Source organism: Povalibacter sp. (genome assembly GCF_036520495.1).
In the GTDB taxonomy this organism is placed as follows: Bacteria; Pseudomonadota; Gammaproteobacteria; order Steroidobacterales; family Steroidobacteraceae; genus Steroidobacter.
On record NZ_DATDJO010000015.1, the window covers coordinates 44,400 to 60,886 of the forward strand.

General features: G+C 62.3%; 16 protein-coding genes. 10 read left to right on the top strand and 6 right to left on the bottom strand.

Translation table 11 applies throughout. The features are described from left to right. Positions 1 to 6: 6 nt before the first annotated feature. Together VIZ63_RS04485 and VIZ63_RS04490 are read right to left on the bottom strand one after the other, a co-directional pair. Entirely contained in the window at positions 7 to 1,932 is a 1,926-nt protein-coding gene (locus VIZ63_RS04485) for a methyl-accepting chemotaxis protein (RefSeq protein WP_331608315.1), read from the bottom strand. Between the two features lie 117 nt (positions 1,933 to 2,049). Then, positions 2,050 to 2,289, bottom strand: a complete 240-nt coding sequence (locus tag VIZ63_RS04490) for a hypothetical protein (RefSeq protein WP_331608317.1) — start codon at positions 2,287 to 2,289, stop codon at positions 2,050 to 2,052. 19 nt (positions 2,290 to 2,308) lie between these two features. On the opposite strand from VIZ63_RS04490, the gene VIZ63_RS04495 reads away from it, so the two are divergent. Both VIZ63_RS04495 and VIZ63_RS04500 read left to right on the top strand, forming a co-directional pair. After that, complete coding sequence (locus VIZ63_RS04495) at positions 2,309 to 2,998, top strand: thiol:disulfide interchange protein DsbA/DsbL (RefSeq protein WP_331608318.1); 690 nt, start codon at positions 2,309 to 2,311, stop codon at positions 2,996 to 2,998. Positions 2,999 to 3,227: 229 nt separating this feature from the next. Beyond that, entirely contained in the window at positions 3,228 to 5,024 is a 1,797-nt protein-coding gene (locus VIZ63_RS04500) for an ABC transporter ATP-binding protein (RefSeq protein ID WP_331608319.1), read from the top strand. A gap of 87 nt (positions 5,025 to 5,111) precedes the next feature. On the opposite strand, the gene VIZ63_RS04505 is transcribed toward VIZ63_RS04500, so the two are convergent. Further along, positions 5,112 to 5,636, bottom strand: coding sequence for a GNAT family N-acetyltransferase (locus VIZ63_RS04505; protein WP_331608320.1), 525 nt, complete (start codon positions 5,634 to 5,636; stop codon positions 5,112 to 5,114). Between the two features lie 80 nt (positions 5,637 to 5,716). Between VIZ63_RS04505 and VIZ63_RS04510 the strand changes: the two genes are divergently transcribed. From VIZ63_RS04510 to VIZ63_RS25590, 7 genes are all read left to right on the top strand, one after another. Beyond that, a complete protein-coding gene (locus tag VIZ63_RS04510; protein ID WP_349261124.1) occupies positions 5,717 to 6,415 on the top strand; it encodes an alpha/beta family hydrolase in 699 nt (232 codons plus the stop codon). A 2-nt stretch (positions 6,416 to 6,417) separates the two neighbouring features. After that, positions 6,418 to 6,618: a hypothetical protein gene (locus VIZ63_RS04515; RefSeq protein WP_331608322.1), complete on the top strand. Its 201-nt coding sequence runs from the start codon at positions 6,418 to 6,420 to the stop codon at positions 6,616 to 6,618. Positions 6,619 to 6,843: 225 nt separating this feature from the next. Beyond that, on the top strand, positions 6,844 to 9,552 hold the full coding sequence (gene ligD, locus VIZ63_RS04520) for a DNA ligase D (RefSeq protein ID WP_331608323.1): 2,709 nt from the start codon (positions 6,844 to 6,846) through the stop codon (positions 9,550 to 9,552). Positions 9,553 to 9,635: 83 nt separating this feature from the next. Next, positions 9,636 to 10,508, top strand: a complete 873-nt coding sequence (locus VIZ63_RS04525) for a Ku protein (RefSeq protein WP_331608324.1) — start codon at positions 9,636 to 9,638, stop codon at positions 10,506 to 10,508. An 89-nt stretch (positions 10,509 to 10,597) separates the two neighbouring features. Further along, positions 10,598 to 11,437, top strand: coding sequence for a tetratricopeptide repeat protein (locus tag VIZ63_RS04530; protein ID WP_331608325.1), 840 nt, complete (start codon positions 10,598 to 10,600; stop codon positions 11,435 to 11,437). A gap of 143 nt (positions 11,438 to 11,580) precedes the next feature. Next, positions 11,581 to 12,285: a DUF72 domain-containing protein gene (locus tag VIZ63_RS04535; protein ID WP_331608326.1), complete on the top strand. Its 705-nt coding sequence runs from the start codon at positions 11,581 to 11,583 to the stop codon at positions 12,283 to 12,285. Positions 12,286 to 12,287: 2 nt separating this feature from the next. Continuing rightward, positions 12,288 to 12,719, top strand: coding sequence for an AAA family ATPase (locus VIZ63_RS25590; protein ID WP_331608327.1), 432 nt, complete (start codon positions 12,288 to 12,290; stop codon positions 12,717 to 12,719). A 99-nt stretch (positions 12,720 to 12,818) separates the two neighbouring features. Here VIZ63_RS25590 and VIZ63_RS04545 read toward each other — a convergent pair whose 3' ends face one another. Both VIZ63_RS04545 and VIZ63_RS04550 read right to left on the bottom strand, forming a co-directional pair. After that, positions 12,819 to 14,366, bottom strand: coding sequence for a catalase (locus VIZ63_RS04545; protein ID WP_331608328.1), 1,548 nt, complete (start codon positions 14,364 to 14,366; stop codon positions 12,819 to 12,821). Positions 14,367 to 14,615: 249 nt separating this feature from the next. Beyond that, positions 14,616 to 14,957: an MmcQ/YjbR family DNA-binding protein gene (locus VIZ63_RS04550; protein ID WP_331608329.1), complete on the bottom strand. Its 342-nt coding sequence runs from the start codon at positions 14,955 to 14,957 to the stop codon at positions 14,616 to 14,618. Positions 14,958 to 15,339: 382 nt separating this feature from the next. On the opposite strand from VIZ63_RS04550, the gene VIZ63_RS04555 reads away from it, so the two are divergent. After that, the gene (locus VIZ63_RS04555; RefSeq protein WP_331608330.1) at positions 15,340 to 15,672 is read left to right on the top strand and encodes a hypothetical protein; all 333 of its coding nucleotides are present in this window, start codon (positions 15,340 to 15,342) and stop codon (positions 15,670 to 15,672) included. On the opposite strand, the gene VIZ63_RS04560 is transcribed toward VIZ63_RS04555, so the two are convergent. After that, positions 15,659 to 16,411, bottom strand: coding sequence for a thioredoxin family protein (locus VIZ63_RS04560; RefSeq protein WP_331608331.1), 753 nt, complete (start codon positions 16,409 to 16,411; stop codon positions 15,659 to 15,661). The two genes, VIZ63_RS04555 and VIZ63_RS04560, sit on opposite strands and share 14 nt — an antisense overlap. Positions 16,412 to 16,487: the final 76 nt, after the last annotated feature.

The following is a 16,487-nucleotide window of genomic DNA, read 5'->3' on the forward strand; positions in this document are numbered from 1 at the left end:
TGTGGATCACGCCGATTGCTGTTTGAGTTCGTCGGCCAGCGACGCGATCTCTTCGATCGCGGCTGCCAGGTCCTCCGCGCCACTGGATTGCTGCGCAGTTGCAGTCGCAGCCTCCCGCAGCGAGCCACTGGCTTCCTCGGCGGCCGCTGCGATCTGCTGCGCAGCCTTGGCCATTTCCCCGGTCGCCCCGACGATGTCATCGGCACTCTCGAGGATCGCGCTGCTGGCCACGCCGAGTGCTGTCACGTCGGTGACGATCTTCTGCAGTGCCACGGAAACGGTGCGATTGTTCGCGACTTCGATCTGCGCGGCCGCAACGACCTGCTCCAGGTCAGTCCTGAGCAGTGCGATCTGATCCAGGATGCCCCGTACGGTATCCGTGGCGCGCTCCACGTTGTCCGAGGCTTCACGGGCGAGACTGCGGATGTCGTTCGACACCACGGCAAAGCCGCGTCCGGAATCTCCCGTCCTCGCGGCTTCGACCGCACCGCTCACCGCGAGCATGCTGGTCTGAACGGCGATCAGGGAAATGGCTGCGATGATTTTTTCCATGCGGCGCCCGACGCCTTCCAGTCGCTTGATGGTCGCCACGCTCGCTTGCGTTTCCTGAAGTGCTTCGCCCACGCCACTCACCAGTGTCTCGACTGCCTTGCGACTCTCCTTGAGCGCACCATCGATGTGCTGGACACGTTCATTGGCTAGGCGGCTGTTCGTCTGTGCCAGCCTGGCGCTGTCTTCGATCTGGCTCAGGGCTGCGGATGTCTGATGGGTCGCTGCGGACTGCAATTGCGACGCGCTATTGATCTGTTCGACCGCCGCCATGATCTGCGCCGCCGCACTCGACATTTCCTGGATCGAGGCCGACAGCTCCTCGGCGCTGGCACTGATCTCTTCGGCCGCCGAACCGCGGGCCCGTCCAGCGCGAAGCGCCTCGCCCATGGCAGCCAACCCTTGCGCAGCGGATTGACCCTGCTCGAGTGACTTGGCCTGCTGCTCGATCGCCCCGCGCGCTTCGCCGGCGCCGGCCGCCTGCTCCTCGGCCGCACTCGCTATCTGTTCTGCGCTTTTCTGCGCTTCCAGGGCAGCGCGCTCGGCCACCGCCGAGGCGGTCAGAATGGCGCGGCTGCCGTCGGCGATCTGTGCCATGTCCTCGCGTCTGGCACCGAGCGCGTCGGTGACGCTTGCCGCGACCCGCGCTTCCTTTGCAGACCGCGTTGCCGTCGTCTTCAAGGTACCCGCGACCTCGACCACATCCTTCTGGATTGCTTCGGCAAGCTCGCGCACTTCCCGCGCACTCCTGTCGGAAATTTCAGCCAGGCTGCGAACCTCGTCGGCCACCACGGCGAAGCCTCGTCCATGCTCGCCAGCACGCGCCGCTTCGATGGCGGCGTTCAGTGCGAGAAGGTTCGTCTGATCCGAAATCCGACTGACGACTCGGGTGATTTCGCCGATGTCTCTGGCCCGGTGATCCAGCTCCGCAATCAGGGCCACCGAATCGGTTTGACGTTGTGCGCCCCACTCGATGGCGCGGACCGATGCGGCGATCTGCGCGGAGGTTTCATTCAACGACAGCGCGACCGATTCCGTCCGCCGGTTCAACGCCTCTGCCTCGCCCCTGGCAGCGACCAGGTTAGCCACGATTCTCCTGATGGCTGCCGACTGCTCCTGCGATGCACCGGCCGCTTCCTCCGCGCCGCCTGCAATCTGCTCCATGGATCGGCCCAGCTCCTTGGTCGCAGCCGCAGCCTCGGCCAGACCGCTGGCCAGTTGCTCGGTCGCAGCGGCGATCCGTTCGGAGACAGCTTCTACCTTCGTGCCTTTGAATGCGGTACGAGCAGCCGCCTTCCCGGAAGACCTGGCCGTCGTCGCTGCAGGCGCTGCAGCAGGTCGGGCCGCCCCAGAGGAGATCTTCGATTTCTTGACCAAAGCCATTGTGAGTCTCTTGTAGAAGCGCCTGGATGAGCCTGGCAGGAAGCAGGTCGGGCCACACTATCGTCAGGCCGCGATGCCGGATAAAGAACACGATAGTGCCGGGGATGCTACGCGATATCAGTTATGCCCGCTGGCAACGAGTGGGATGCTCGCGCGCCAGCATCGGCCGGCACTCCATGATCCCGACCGCTTCACCCAGGCAGTGAAGTGCGGATGTTTCCCGAACAGCGTCGCAGCCGCTTCGTGGGATTCGGCCTGCACGATCGTGTAGGCGGGCATCACATTGCGGGTATCGGTGATCCTCGCCCACCGGTTGCCTTCGCCACGGGCGCTGGCGATGATGCCGCCGGATTCCACTCTTGCATCGGGAGGACGTATGCGATTTCTGGTGACGATATCGACCGTCATGCTGGCAACCCTGTGGAGCCTGTCGGGCACCGCAGCCACATGGGTGGAAGGCCAGCATTATTTCCGTATCCAGCCTGCCCAGCTCACCACGGTCGCGCCGGGCAAGGTCGAAGTCGCTGAAGTGTTGTCCTACGGCTGCCCGGCCTGCAACTCGTTCCTGCCGATCATGAAGGACATCGAGAAGCAGCTGCCGTCACAGGCGCAGGTCGTCTTCGTCCACGCGTCGTTCAACACCGCAGAGCAGTGGCCGATGTTTCAACGCGCGTTCTACACGGCGCAACAGCTCGGCATCGTCGCGAAGACGCACGAAGCGATGTTCAACGCGGTGTGGGGCCGGGGCGAACTGGCCGTGGTCGATGCATCGGGGCGTCCCAAGAAGCCAGCCCCGACGATCGAAGACGTGGCGAATTGGTACGCGCGGACCGCGGGCATCGATGCGAAGAAGTTTCTAGAGGCGTCGCAATCGTTCGCGGTCGACAGCAACATCCGGCGAGCCGAAGCCTGGATGCGGGCGTGCCGGATCGATCAGACGCCGACCATGGTTATCAACGGCAAATATCGCCTGACCGTCCGCTCGGCCGGTGGCGTGAAGGAAATGGTGGAGCTGATCGACTGGCTCGTCATGAAGGAACTGGCCACGACGTCTGCCTCCCGCTGACCCGGCAAAAGCCGGCTTGCCTGGATCGTCATCGGGTGGTATCTATTTCGCCCCTTTTCCATGCAACCAAGAGGGAGGCATCGATGAACACATCGCCCATGCGCCTTCCCCCGCCGGCCGGCTTCCACTGAAGCCTGGAGCCCCGGCTGGGGCTCGCCCGTAACTGCTTCCTGACGGAAGCGCATTCCCGGTTTGCATTGGAGCGGCGCGCATCGCGCGCCGGATCGTCATGACGAAATCCCGCGCAGAGGGCTCGCAAGTCCTCCGCAATGTTCTGTCTTTCACGTTTCGCCTGTGGGGACGCCGCAAGGCGTTGACCGCCGGCATCGCGCTGTCGATGTCGCTCGCGACATTGACTGAAGTCTTCGTGCCGATGTTCGCCGGCCGGCTGATCGATGCCGTCACCGCAGGCCCCGCAGCCGCGGATGCAGCATTGAACGCCTTCCTCGCGATGGCAGCGCTCGGCTTCGCGATGGTGATCCTGCGCCACCTGGCCTGGTGGGGTGTCGTGCCGCTGACGCTGAGCCTCATGACGGCGGTGGCCCGCAACACGTTCCATCGCGTGCAGCGCCTGTCCACCGACTGGCATGCCAACAGTTTTGCGGGCTCGATCGTCCGCAAGATCACGCGCGGCATGTGGGCGCTCGACACGCTCGACGATGTGCTGCTGCTGTCGCTGTTGCCGTCGGCCATCGTGTTGGTCGGCACGGTCGTGCTGCTCGGCATGCACTGGCCGGTGATGGGTCTGCTCATGGCGATCGGCGCGATGGCGTACGTTTCGGTGACCGCCGTGCTGGCAACGCGAGTGATCGCACCTGCCTCCCGTCTCTCCAACGCACAGGACACGCGCATGGGCGGTGTGCTCGCCGACGCGCTCAGTTCGAACGCGGTGGTCAAGGCGTTCGGTGCAGAGCACCGCGAAGACACGCGGCTGGCTCGCGTGATCGACAAATGGAAGCTCAGAACGTGGCGCACCTGGATGCGACACACCTGGAGCGGCAGTGGCCAGTTGGCCTTGCTCTGGCTGATCCGTTCCTCCGTCACGGCCGCAGCGCTCTGGCTGTGGTGGCGCGGACAGGCAACTCCCGGCGAGATCACCTATGTGCTGACGACCTACTTCGTCGTGCATGGCTATCTGCGCGAGATCGGTCAGCACATCCATCAGCTGCAGCGTTCCGTCAACGAGATGGAGGAAATGGTGCGGCTGTACGACGAGCCGCTGGGCGTAGCAGATGCGCCCGATGCCCGACCCGTGCGCATCGACGCGGGTGAAGTCCGCTTCGATCACGTGACCTTCACCTACGCCGGACAGCATCAACCGCTGTATCGCGATCTGAACGTGCGCATTGCTGCCGGCGAACGTATCGGACTGGTCGGCCATTCCGGTTCCGGCAAGACCACGTTCGTGAAGCTGATCCAGCGGCTCTATGACGTGAAGGAAGGCCGCGTGCTGATCGACGGGCAGGACGTCATGCATGCCACGCAGGAATCGCTGCGCTCGCAGATCGCGATCGTGCCGCAGGAGCCGATCCTGTTTCATCGCAGTCTCGCCGAGAACATCGCGTATGCGAAACCCGATGCGACGACTGCGCAGATCGAACGCGCGGCGCGACTCGCCAATGCACACGAGTTCATTGCGCGGCTGCCACGCGGCTACCAGACGCTGGTGGGCGAACGGGGCATCAAGCTGTCGGGCGGCGAACGTCAGCGCGTTGCGCTCGCGCGTGCATTCCTGGCCGATGCGCCGATCCTGATCCTGGACGAAGCCACCTCGAGCCTGGACTCGGAATCCGAGGCGCTGATCCAGCAGGCGATGGAGCGGCTGATGGCAGGACGAACGTCGATCATCATCGCGCATCGACTATCGACGGTCCGTTCCGTCGACCGCATCCTGGTGTTCGAGCACGGCCGCATCGTCGAGGACGGCAATCACGAATCACTGCTGCGCCGACCGCATGGCCACTACCGGCGACTGTTCGAGAAACAGTCAGGCGCGTTCGCGGCGCCGGCGGAGATGATCGGCTGAGGAAAGTTGATAGTGGATAGTCGATAGCGAAGAAAGGCGACACTGCAACAACGTCTTCGCTCTGCGCTTTCCACTATCAACTCTCAACTACTTCCCCATTCTGACGAACGGGATCGACAGACCCGGCTCGAGCGGATGGTTCACGTGCTCCAGGGCCACATAGCCGCACATCTGATACAGGCGCACGCCAGGCAGCGTCGCCATCATCTCGAAGCGATTGAAGCCATAGGCGCGTGCCGCCTTTTCGCAGGCATCGAGAATCGAACGACCGATTCCTCTACGGGCATGCGCCGGGTCGATGAAGAAGGCGCGGATCTTCGCTGCGTCGACCTGCGGATCCAGGTCACCGGCTTCGCGATCGACGCGGGCATCACCGCCGAACAGCGTCTTGCGACGGCTCCAGCCTCCGCACCCCACGATGCATCCGTTCTCTTCGGCAACGAAGTACGTGCCGTCGTTGATGAGCTGCGTGTCGACACCGAAGGCGCCGCGCAATGCTCCTTCGATCTGCTCGCTCGTATAGTCATTCTTGCTCAGCTCGCGCGCCGAGCGCGCAATCAGTGCTTCGAGTTCTGGCTTCTCTGTCAACGTGGCGGGGCGGATGTGAATCATGCGCCTACAGTGCTTGATCGACCCGGGTGTCATCAAGTGGGTGGTGCGGTTCGCGACGGGCTTGGTGTAGCCTCCGAATCATGAGCCCCGTCGATGCGCAGTCAGTATCCATCCGAGTGAACGAATCGCACACGGTGTCCGGACTGTATCTGCGGCCGCCCCAGGCCACGGTGTGCTACGTGCTCGGTCATGGTGCAGGCGCGGGCATGAATCATCCATCCATGTCGACCATCGCCGACACGCTTGCCGCGATGGAGGTCGCGACACTGCGCTACCAGTTTCCGTACATGGAACGCGGCTCGAAGCGACCCGACCCGGCACCGCTCTGTCATGCCACCGTGCGGGCTGCGGTCGCGACCGCTGGATCGCTCGCACCCGAACTGCCGTTGATCGCCGGCGGCCGATCATTCGGCGGTCGCATGACATCGCAGGCACAGGCGCTGGCGCCGCTGCCCCGTATCCAGGGTCTCGCCTTTCTCGCCTTCCCCCTGCATCCGGCAGGCAAACCATCCATTGAACGCGCGGAGCATCTGTCCCAGGTGCACATTCCCATGCTGTTCCTGCAGGGCTCGCGCGACGAACTCGCAGGCCTGGAATTGCTGCAACCCGTCGTTGCCTCATTGGGCACGCGCGCCACGCTGAAGCTGCTGCCGGATGCCGATCACTCGTTTCATGTGCCAGTGCGCAGCGGCCGCAAGGACGCCGACATCCGCGCCGAGGCCCTCGAAGCATTGGTTGATTGGGTCAGAAAACTGCCCGCCGCAGACGCCGGGGACTAGGAATGCCCGACACGCGCAAACTCAGGATCGTCGCGGCTGTCGTCGCATCGTTCTCGCTCCTGATCGTTGCCGTGCTGGTCCTGCTCGTCAAACACACGATCACGTACCAGATGGCCCTGTTGATGCTGATCGCACTCTTCGGGCTCTACTTCGGCTTCGGCGTGCTCATCGCTGTGTGGCGGTTCATCGGCAAGCTGGAATGAAGAATCAGAGCCGGAGTCTCCAGGGGGACACGGGGAACCACGGGGCAGAGACAGAAAACGCTGTGATCAGAGTCTGAGGAGCAACTGATTGAACTCTCGTTCGTCATTCCATCCAGCATCAGGATGCTTCCACGTTCGTGAGGACGGCGGGGTCAATTCGAACCCTTCCCAATCTTCTTACCCCGTGATTTAAGTGCTCCCCGTGGAGAATCTTTTCTTCATCCCATGAAACGGCCGCTGGAAAAATACGAGCAGAAGCGCACCTTCACGCGGACGCCCGAGCCGGGACCGAAGGTCGTCGAGCGCAGTGGCCCGTTGCTGTTCATCGTGCAGAAGCACGCGGCGCGCAGGCTGCACTATGACTTCCGGCTCGAACTCGATGGCGTGCTCAGATCCTGGGCCATTCCGAAAGGTCCGTCGCTGCAGCTGGGCGAGAAGCGGCTGGCGGTCGAGGTCGAGGATCATCCGTTCGACTACGCATCGTTCGAAGGGGTGATTCCGGAGAAGCAGTACGGGGCGGGCAACGTCATCGTCTGGGACTGCGGCGTGTATTCGCCGGACGAAGGCGGCGAGTATTCGTTCGGCAATCGCGAAGCAGCGGAAGAACGTCTGCGACGTGAACTGGCGAACGGCAAGGTGAGCTTCTTCCTGCGCGGTCAGAAGCTGAAAGGCTCGTTCGCGCTGGTGCGCACCGCAACCGACAAGCAATGGCTGCTGCTCAAGCACAAGGATCGCTTCGTCGGTCACGACACCTTGCTCGCGCAGAACACCTCGGTGCTCTCGGGCGCGACGCTCGATGAAGTAGCGTCGGATGCGGCACGCCAGCGACTGGCCGCAGGACTGCTCGCGCCGACCGGTCCGGCGGAGGCGTTGCCGGCGAAACTCGAACCGATGCTCGCCGAATCCGGTGAGGGTGAACCGCGCACGCAGGCCGAGTGGACGTACGAACCCAAGCTCGATGGTTATCGTGTCCTGACGTTCATCGATCACGACAACGTCTTTCTGCAGTCGCGGCGCGGCGTCGATCTCACGCATCTGTTTCCCGAACTCGTCGCCGAACTGAAGCAGCAGGCCGTCGACACGATGTTGCTCGACGGTGAGATCGTGGCGCTGGATACGAGCGGCCGACCTTCCTTCAATGCCTTGCAGAATCGGGCACAGCTCAAGAGCCCGATGCAGCTGGCTGACGCCCAACGTGAAACACCGGTCGTGCTGCTGTGTTTCGATCTGCTGCATTTTGCCGGCCTCAATCTGCGCAATGCGACGCACCTGGAGCGACGGCGCTATCTCACGCAATGCCTGCTGCCGTCCGCGCATGTACAGCTCGTACATACCTCGGACGAAGCGGAACAACTCTATGCCGCATCGCTCGCGGCCGGGTTCGAAGGCATCGTCGCCAAGCGCAAGGACAGTCGTTATCAACCCGGTAAGCGCGCCGGCACGTGGGTGAAGTACAAGGCAACGCATACAGCAGAATTCGTCGTCGGCGGCTATACCCAGGGACGCGGCGGCCGCGGCAAGCTCGGCGCATTGCTGCTCGGTTACTACAAAGGCAAGGCGCTGCACTACGTCGGGCATTCCGGTTCCGGTTTCACCGATCAGTCGATCAGGCAGGTGCTCGCACTGGCCAGCACGCTCGAAGCCAAGGCATCGCCCTTCGCAGAGAAGCCGCCGCTCAATGCGCCAGCCACCTGGCTCAAACCAGAACTGGTTGCCGAGATTCAGTTCGACGCATGGACCCCCGATGGGCATTTGCGCAGCCCCGTGTTCCTGCGGCTGCGCGATGACATCGAAGCATCGGAAGTACGCAAGGGACCGGAGGCGAAGCCTGCCAGGAGCAAGGCCCGCAAGACGCCGGCCAGCGATATCGAATCGGTATTGCAACAGCTCGACAGCAAGGCCCGGCAGATCGAACTGAGCGTCGGCGATGCGAAGATCCGGCTCACCAATCTCGATCGCGAATACTGGCCGGCGGACAAGGCCACGAAATCCGGACCGATCACCAAACGCGATCACCTGAGATACCTCGCGCGGGTGTCGCCGTTCATGATCCCGCACCTGCGCGATCGGCCGCTGACCATGATCCGCATGCCCGAGGGCATCGACGGCGAACGGTTCTTCCAGAAGCACTGGGAGCAGGAACGGCCAACGTTTGTCGAAACCGTCTCGGTCTTTTCCGAACACAAGGAAGGCCGGCACGAATACGTGATGGGCAACAACCTGCCGACCCTGCTCTGGCTCGGCCAGGTCGGTACCCTGGAGTTCCATGTCTGGCATTCGCGGGCGAAAGTTGCTGCGGATGCGAAGAGCAAGAGCATCGACTACGACAGCTCGATCGAGGCCATGGAATCGTCGGTGCTGAACTATCCCGACTACCTCGTCTTCGACATCGATCCGTACATTTATTCCGGCAGGGAAGCCAAGGGCGCGGAGCCCGAACTCAATAAGAAAGGCTTTGCCGTCGGCAAGCGGGTTGCCTTCTGGATCAATGACCTGCTGAAGGAAATGTCACTGACCGCGCGCGTGAAGACCTCCGGCAAGACGGGCCTGCACGTCTTCGTGCCCATCGCCCGTACGGTGACCTTCGATGAGGCCCGTCATATCTGCGAACTGGTGGGTCGGCACGTCATGAAGGACCACCCGAAGGACGTGACGATGGAATGGGCCGTGATCAAACGCACCGGCAAGATTTTCATCGACTACAACATGAACGTCCGGGGCAAGACCCTCAACGTCGCCTATTCCCCCCGGGGCGTTCCGGGCGCCCCCATCTCCATGCCCCTGACCTGGGAGGAGCTGGAGGCAGCCGAACCCATGCACTTCACCATGCGAAACGTGCTCGACCGCTTGGAAAAGACCGGGGACCGGTGGCATGATGTTCTCTCGATAAAACAGAACCTTGCGAGAGTCTTCGGAAGTAACGGTAGAAAATAGTCGATTAGCAGTCGGTGCGTGGAGTGCCGGAACGTCCTTGGGGCGCGAAGCATTCCATCCGGGACGACCAACAAGAGGCAGCCATGGCCGCACGATCTATCGGTTCACTGACCATCTCCTTCGGGCTCGTTGCGATCCCGGTAAAGCTCTACTCGGCGACGCAATCCAGCAGCGCGATCTCCTTCAACCTGCTGCACGCCACGTGCGGCTCGCGCCTCAAGCAGCAGTACATCTGCCAGAAGGAAGGCGTGGTCGTCGAACGCGACGAAATGGTGAAGGGCTACGAATTCGCCAAGGACCAGTACGTCCGCTTCTCCGCGGACGAGATCAAGCAGCTCGAAGAAGTCGGCACACATTCCATCGATATCTCCGAGTTCGTGCCCATCGAAGCCATCGATCCCGTCTACTTCGACAAGACCTACTACCTTGCACCCGACAAGGGCGCCGCCAAGCCCTATGCGCTGCTGGTCGAAGCCCTCAAGGAAACGAAACGCTGTGCAGTCGCGCATTGGGCAGCACGCGGCAAGTCGCACATCGTTGCACTGCGCCCGGTGGGCGATGTGCTCACCATGCAGCAGCTGTACTTCGCGTCCGACGTTCGTCCGGCCACCGAGATGGAGGTCGCGAAGATGGAGGTGAAGCCGCAGGAACTGAAACTCGCGCGCCAGCTCATCGATCAGCAGTCGACCACGTCATTCGATCCAGCGGCCTACACCGATGACGTGCGCGCCCGCGTCGAGGCAGCGATCCAGAAAAAAGTCGAAGGCCAGGAAATCTCCGTCTCCGAGTCCCAGCCCGAAACGGGCGGCAAAGTCATCGACCTCATGGAAGCGCTGCGCGCCAGCCTGGCAAAGACGGAAGCCGCGAAGGAAACCGCCTCCAAGCTCGGTCCCCGCAAGGCGCCGAAGCGCGTCGAGCAGCCGGCGAAGACCGCTCGCAAAGCAGGGAAGAGATAGGAGAAAGACATTTCACACAGAGATCACAGAGCACAGAATTCATCCCCGATTTCTTCACTCTGTGATCTCTGTGTGAAACTCTTGATCCGATGCAGACCTACAGCGCCAGCGACATCGAACGAATCCTGCGTCTCTCGCGCAGTACCTTGCGCGGGCTGATCAAGAACGGGTTCGTGAATCCGGCCCGCGGTCCGAAGCGCGAACTGCGTTTTTCCTTCCAGGATCTGATCGTGCTGCGGGCGGCTCGCGCCCTGCTGGAAGCGAAAGTGCCGGTGCGCAGGATCAATCGCTCGTTGCAGGACTTGCGACGCCATCTTCCCGACGAAGCCCCGTTGTCCGGACTCAGCATCAGCGCGATCGGCGATGAGGTCGTCGTGCGCGACGGCAAGAATCACTTTCACGCCGACAGCGGTCAGTACGTGCTCGGTTTCGACGTCAGTGTCGAGAACGGCGTGGTGCGGGTCGTCGAGCGCAAAGAAGCGACTGCGAAAGCCGCTGCGACTGACCCTGCGAACGCCGACGACTGGTTCGATCAGGCGCTCGAACTCGAAGAGAGCAATCCGGGTGAAGCGCGCGCCGCGTATGAACGAATCATCCACGCACAGCCCGACAACTGCGCCGCCTGGACCAACCTCGGCCGCCTGCTGCACGAACAGCAGGACACGAGCGCGGCAGAACAGGCCTACCAGCGCGCCGTCGAACACTGCGGACCGGATCCGATCCTGATGTTCAACCTGGGCGTGTTGCTGGAAGACCTCGGCCGCACAAGCGCGGCTCTCGAGGCATACCAGACCGCCATCACCGAAGATCCGACGCTCGCCGACGGTCATTTCAACCTCGCGCGCCTGTACGAGGCGATGGGCAAGGAACAGCATGCGATCCGGCACCTGGGGCAGTACCGACGCCTGATATCAGTTGAAAGTGGCTAGTTGATAGTTGCCGAAGGAGCCCCGTTCTCCCGCTTGTCGATTGTCATATCAGCTATCTGCCAGACACCGATACACAGTCGAAAAAGGCAGCACCGCTCTTTCTTCAACTATCAATTGTCACCTATCAATTATCAATTTCCGTCATGGCACTCTGGGTCGGCACCTCCGGTTACAACTACGACGAATGGAAGGGTGGCTTCTATCCGGAGAAGATCGGCAGTGCCCAGATGCTGCCGTACTACGCGCAGCGACTGTCGACAGTGGAGATCAATTACACCTACTACCGCATGCCTACCGCGAAGACGCTGCAGGGCTGGAACGACGTCACGCCCGAGCGCTTCAAGCTCACACTCAAGGCGCCGAAGCGCATCACCCATGACAAGAAACTGCATGACTGCGCGGAGGACACGAAGTACTTCGCCGAGACGGCCGCAAAGCTCGGACCGAAACTGGGCGCGCTGCTCTTTCAACTGCCGCCCAGCCTGCGACTGAACCTGCCGCTGCTCGATGCTTTCCTCGACACGTTGCCGGCGGGCACCTGCGCGGCCTTCGAGTTCCGTCACGGTTCCTGGCTGAACGATGAGGTTTACGCGCGCCTGAAGGCGAGGAACCTCGCGCTGTGCGTCGCCGACAGCGTTACGATGACCACGCCGCTCGTCGTCACCGCCGATTACGCGTATTTCCGTTTGCGCGACGAGGGCTATTCTCCCGAGGACATCGCGAACTGGGCCACGCGTATTCGCGACTCCACTGCTTCGTGCCAGGACGCTTACGTGTACTTCAAGCATGAAGAAGCGGGATTGGGCCCGCAGTTCGCCAAGGTATTCCTCGACACACTGGCAGCCTGATCATGCGACCAACGCGCAAGCAAACACTCACGGCTCATCGCAACGCCCGACTGGTGACCGGGGCGACGTCAGATCAACGCCTGCGAGCAGCACAGCAGCTCGCCAGTGCCGCGAACCTGACGCTGCTGCGCGTCGACCTCAGCCAGGTGGTGAGCAAGTACATCGGCGAAACAGAGAAGAATCTGCGTCGACTTTTCGAACGGGCCGAGAGCAGCAAGGCGCTGTTGTTTTTCGACGAGGCCGACGCATTGTTTGGTAAACGTACCGAGGTACGTGACGCGCACGATCGTTACGCGAATGCGAGGACACAACTGGAAGTCGCTGCCGAGGATCGTGGCATTGCGATCCTCATCGGCACGTCTCTGAGCAATCAATCCCTCGCCGGCTCCAGGGCATCGCTGACGTTGCGACGTCCGATCAAATGGCCGCCGTGATTCCCTCTCGGTCGCCGAAGCCCCCGAACTCCGAAGGATCATCCGCAGCTCGCTACGAGCAACGGCGAGGCAACTGACGCCCCGCCGCTCTCGTCGTACCTACACTTTCTCGGTTTCGCGCGGTTGATCCGTTGCACTCGTTCCCTTGAGGCGGTCGTCCCCGGCGGGATCGAGCTTGAGCGCACGTGCGACACCCGCGCCGTACTCCGGATCGCACTTGGCGAAATGTGCAATCTGGCGCCGCTGGATCTGTTCGGGAACACCCTGCATCGCCGCTGCAAGATTGTCGAAGAGGCGCTGCTTCTGGTCCGGCGTGAACAGACGGAACAGATTTCCCGGCTGCGTATAGTCGTCGTTGCCGTCGCGATGGTTGTAGCGATCGGCTTCACCATGCAACGGCAGCGCCGGCTCTTCATAGCGCGCGCTCTGCACCGGGCCGCCCATCGAGTTGGGCTCGTAGTACGCATCCGGATTACCCGTGTCGTTGCGGAAGAACCGCATCGAACCGTCCTTGTGATAGTGATGCACCGGACAGCGCGGCGCGTTCACCGGCAGTGCCTCGTAGTGCGTGCCGAGCCGGTAACGATGCGCATCGGCATAACTGAAGATACGACCCTGCAGCATCTTGTCCGGCGAGAAACCGATGCCCGGCACGATGTTCGACGGCGACATTGCGACCTGCTCGATCTCCGCGAAATAGTTGTCCGGATTGCGATTCAGTTCGAGCACGCCGATGTCGACGGGCGGCGCATCGCCGTGCGGCCAGACCTTGGTGAGGTCGAACGGATTCCAGCCGGTGCGCGCCGACCAGGCATCCGCATCAGCCTGCGTCATGATCTGCACCTGCACCTTCCAGCGTGGGAAATCACCTTTTTCGATGGCGCTGTACAGATCCTCCTGAGTGCTCTCACGCGTGCGGCCGACGACCTCGACCGCCTCGGAGTTGGTCCAGTGCTTGTGACCCTGCAGCGTCTTGAAGTGGAACTTCACCCAGAAGCGTTCGCCCGCGTCGTTGATGAGACTGTACGTGTGCGAACCATAACCATTGATATGCCGCACATCGGTGGGCAGGCCGCGATCCGAGAACAGGGTCGTGACCTGGTGCAGGCTCTCCGGCGACAGCGACCAGAAATCCCACATCGCCGTCGGCGAACGCAGATTGGTCCGCGGATGCCGTTTCTGCGTACGAATGAAGTCCGGGAACTTGAGCGGGTCGCGGATGAAGAACACCGGCGTGTTGTTGCCGACCAGATCCCAGTTGCCCTCGCTCGTATAGAACTTGATGGCAAAACCCCGCACATCGCGTTCCGCATCCGCTGCGCCGAGCTCGCCCGCGACGGTCGAGAAACGCAGAATCAGGTCGGTCTTCGCCCCGGGCTGCAGCACCTTCGCCTTCGTGTAGCGTGAGATATCTCCGGTGATCGTCAACGTGCCGTGAGCACCCCACCCTTTCGCATGCACCACCCGTTCGGGAATGCGTTCACGATTCTGATGCGCCAGCTTCTCGAGCAGCTGATAGTCCTGCATCAGCAGCGGGCCGCGCGGTCCGGCACTCAATGAGTTCTGATTGTCGGCAATGGGATTGCCCGCGGTGGTCGTGAGGATCGACGGACTCTTGCCGGACGGATTGTTGATGGCGCTGCTCATGCTTCGACCTCGATCGCTGAATGTGTGTGCACGGTAGTGCGGAGATCGACCGTGCGTGAAATCGATCGATAAAATGATTTCACAGCAGCCTGAGTCGGGAGTCAGACCGGATCGACGGCCACGAAACTAGCACGTACGCGCACGGTGCAAAGATATGGGGAAACCACGACATGCGGTGCGCCAGCGCTGGCGGGAGGAGGTCGGGGAGACGCTGGCTGCGTCGGGGTGGCGTAATGGCCGCCCGCAGGTTCAGGCGCGCTTCGAATCCAGCGTCTTCAACGCGCTCTTCGGCGCCACCATGCGCCAGGCACGTTCGAGTTGTTCGGAGAAATCGCTGACGGTGATGCCCTTCAGGAGGATCTTGGTCCAGCCCTGATCGGCCCACTGATCGACCGTAAAGGTGTACGGATCCATCGACAGCAGTGCGTGCTGGTCGTCCGACGACAACTTGAGAATCGCGATCGACTCGACGGGCCACAGGACGGCAAACGTGTGCTCGCCCACGCGAAAGCCGCGATGACCCCAGTGATCGTGTTCGTTGGTTTCCGGCAGGGCCAGCGCCATCCGGATTACTTCGTCCGTCCTGACCAAGATCGGCACTCCTTCTGTTCAATGCGCGAAAGTCTATAGCAGGCCGGGACCCCATAATCGTGACGCCTGCCGCATTCGTGCAGCCTGATCGGCCGCCAATGAGGGAAGAACCCTTACCCGGGCCGATGGGCCGGGCAGCGGTGACCTTGAGCCTCGAAGGGCGACAAAAAAGGGCTGTGAGCCCTCAATGCGTCCTGACAGCGCCTGCCCGATGACAGTATTTCGTCGTAACGAGCGATCGCGTGTCACGGCGTGTACCGCATGGCCCTAGAATCTACGACCAGGCCATCGGCCCAGACGTATACCCCGTGTGAAGAAACGCCCTTTTAACGTACCCCAGGAATCCCGCGAGTCTGAGAAGACCGGCAAACGCGAGATTCTCGTGCCGGCCTCCGTGCGCATCGCCCGGGAAAAGATCGCAGCGAAGCTCCAGGCCGCCCGTGCCAAAGGGGCCGCACGCGCAAAACTTGCTGCCGCGCGCGAGGAACGGGAGATCGCACGGGCTGCGCTGCGGATTGCCAAGACGCTGGATCGGAAGGCGGCGCAGCGGGAGAAGGAAGCCGCCAAACTGGATCGACAGGCACAGCGGGTGGCTTTTCAGCTGGCGCGCCACGACCGCACCGAAGAGCAACGACTGCTGCGCCGGGCACGCACCACCGAACTCAAATCGAAGAGCAAGCAACCCGGACGCACTGGCCGCGTCAGCTCGAAGTAGGCCGCTGCTGCGGGCAACAGGAATGCGCGCCTCGCGTCTGATAGCGGTCGTGATGCCGCACCCAGTCCGTCAGATCGAAGGCGGGACCGGTTTCGTTGCGCCCCCTGGGCGTAAGGTCCAGGTAGTTGTAGGCGCCGACCAGCTGGTCGACACCGCGCCCATACGCTGAATACGTGCGGTAGATGCTGCCGTCGTCATCCCGGAAGAAAACGCTCACCCCGGGCATTTCCTCGCTGTCCAGTTCACGGCGCTCGAAGTTGTACGGCACCGGACCAGCCGCCAGATCGGCGGGATGAAATGACACCCCGAAGTCGTAGTTGAAGTCGCTGCCGTAAGACGACACCCAGTGGAACTGCCAGCCCATGCGGTGACGGAAGTCATCGATCCTCGGCCACGGCGCGCGCGCCACCGCCGCAAACGCCACATCGTGGTGCCGCAGATGAACGAACGCGGCATCGACATGGTCCGCCTGGAATGAACACCCGACACAGCCCTCGTCCCATTCCGGTCCGAACATGAAGTGCTGCACGATGAGCTGGCTGTTCCCTGCGAACAGGTCCGCGAGCGTCTCCCGGCCTCGCGCTCCAAAAAACGAATACGGCTTGGTCACGCGCATCCACGGCAACTCCCTGCGCTGTCGCCGCAGATCATCCAGCTGCCGCAGCAGATCCTTCTCCCGCAGCAGATGCTGCTTGCGGGCAGCCAGCCAGTCGGCGTCGCTGACAATGGGATGATTCATGGCGGATGTCCTCGCGATCGTGTCGCTTCAAGGACGAATCGCGGCGCGGGAAATAGACATCAAGTCGAAGATCTCC

Bases quoted from the DNA above. Each gene is read 5' to 3' on its own strand.
- VIZ63_RS25590 (WP_331608327.1), top strand. From the start codon at position 12,288: ATGCGACCAACGCGCAAGCAAACACTCACGGCTCATCGCAACGCCCGA.
- VIZ63_RS04485 (WP_331608315.1), bottom strand. From the start codon at position 1,932: ATGGCTTTGGTCAAGAAATCGAAGATCTCCTCTGGGGCGGCCCGACCT.
- VIZ63_RS04560 (WP_331608331.1), bottom strand. From the start codon at position 16,411: ATGAATCATCCCATTGTCAGCGACGCCGACTGGCTGGCTGCCCGCAAG.
- ligD (WP_331608323.1), top strand. From the start codon at position 6,844: ATGAAACGGCCGCTGGAAAAATACGAGCAGAAGCGCACCTTCACGCGG.
- VIZ63_RS04545 (WP_331608328.1), bottom strand. From the start codon at position 14,366: ATGAGCAGCGCCATCAACAATCCGTCCGGCAAGAGTCCGTCGATCCTC.
- VIZ63_RS04510 (WP_349261124.1), top strand. From the start codon at position 5,717: ATGAGCCCCGTCGATGCGCAGTCAGTATCCATCCGAGTGAACGAATCG.
- VIZ63_RS04500 (WP_331608319.1), top strand. From the start codon at position 3,228: ATGACGAAATCCCGCGCAGAGGGCTCGCAAGTCCTCCGCAATGTTCTG.
- VIZ63_RS04515 (WP_331608322.1), top strand. From the start codon at position 6,418: ATGCCCGACACGCGCAAACTCAGGATCGTCGCGGCTGTCGTCGCATCG.
- VIZ63_RS04495 (WP_331608318.1), top strand. From the start codon at position 2,309: ATGCGATTTCTGGTGACGATATCGACCGTCATGCTGGCAACCCTGTGG.
- VIZ63_RS04525 (WP_331608324.1), top strand. From the start codon at position 9,636: ATGGCCGCACGATCTATCGGTTCACTGACCATCTCCTTCGGGCTCGTT.
- VIZ63_RS04530 (WP_331608325.1), top strand. From the start codon at position 10,598: ATGCAGACCTACAGCGCCAGCGACATCGAACGAATCCTGCGTCTCTCG.
- VIZ63_RS04535 (WP_331608326.1), top strand. From the start codon at position 11,581: ATGGCACTCTGGGTCGGCACCTCCGGTTACAACTACGACGAATGGAAG.
- VIZ63_RS04505 (WP_331608320.1), bottom strand. From the start codon at position 5,636: ATGATTCACATCCGCCCCGCCACGTTGACAGAGAAGCCAGAACTCGAA.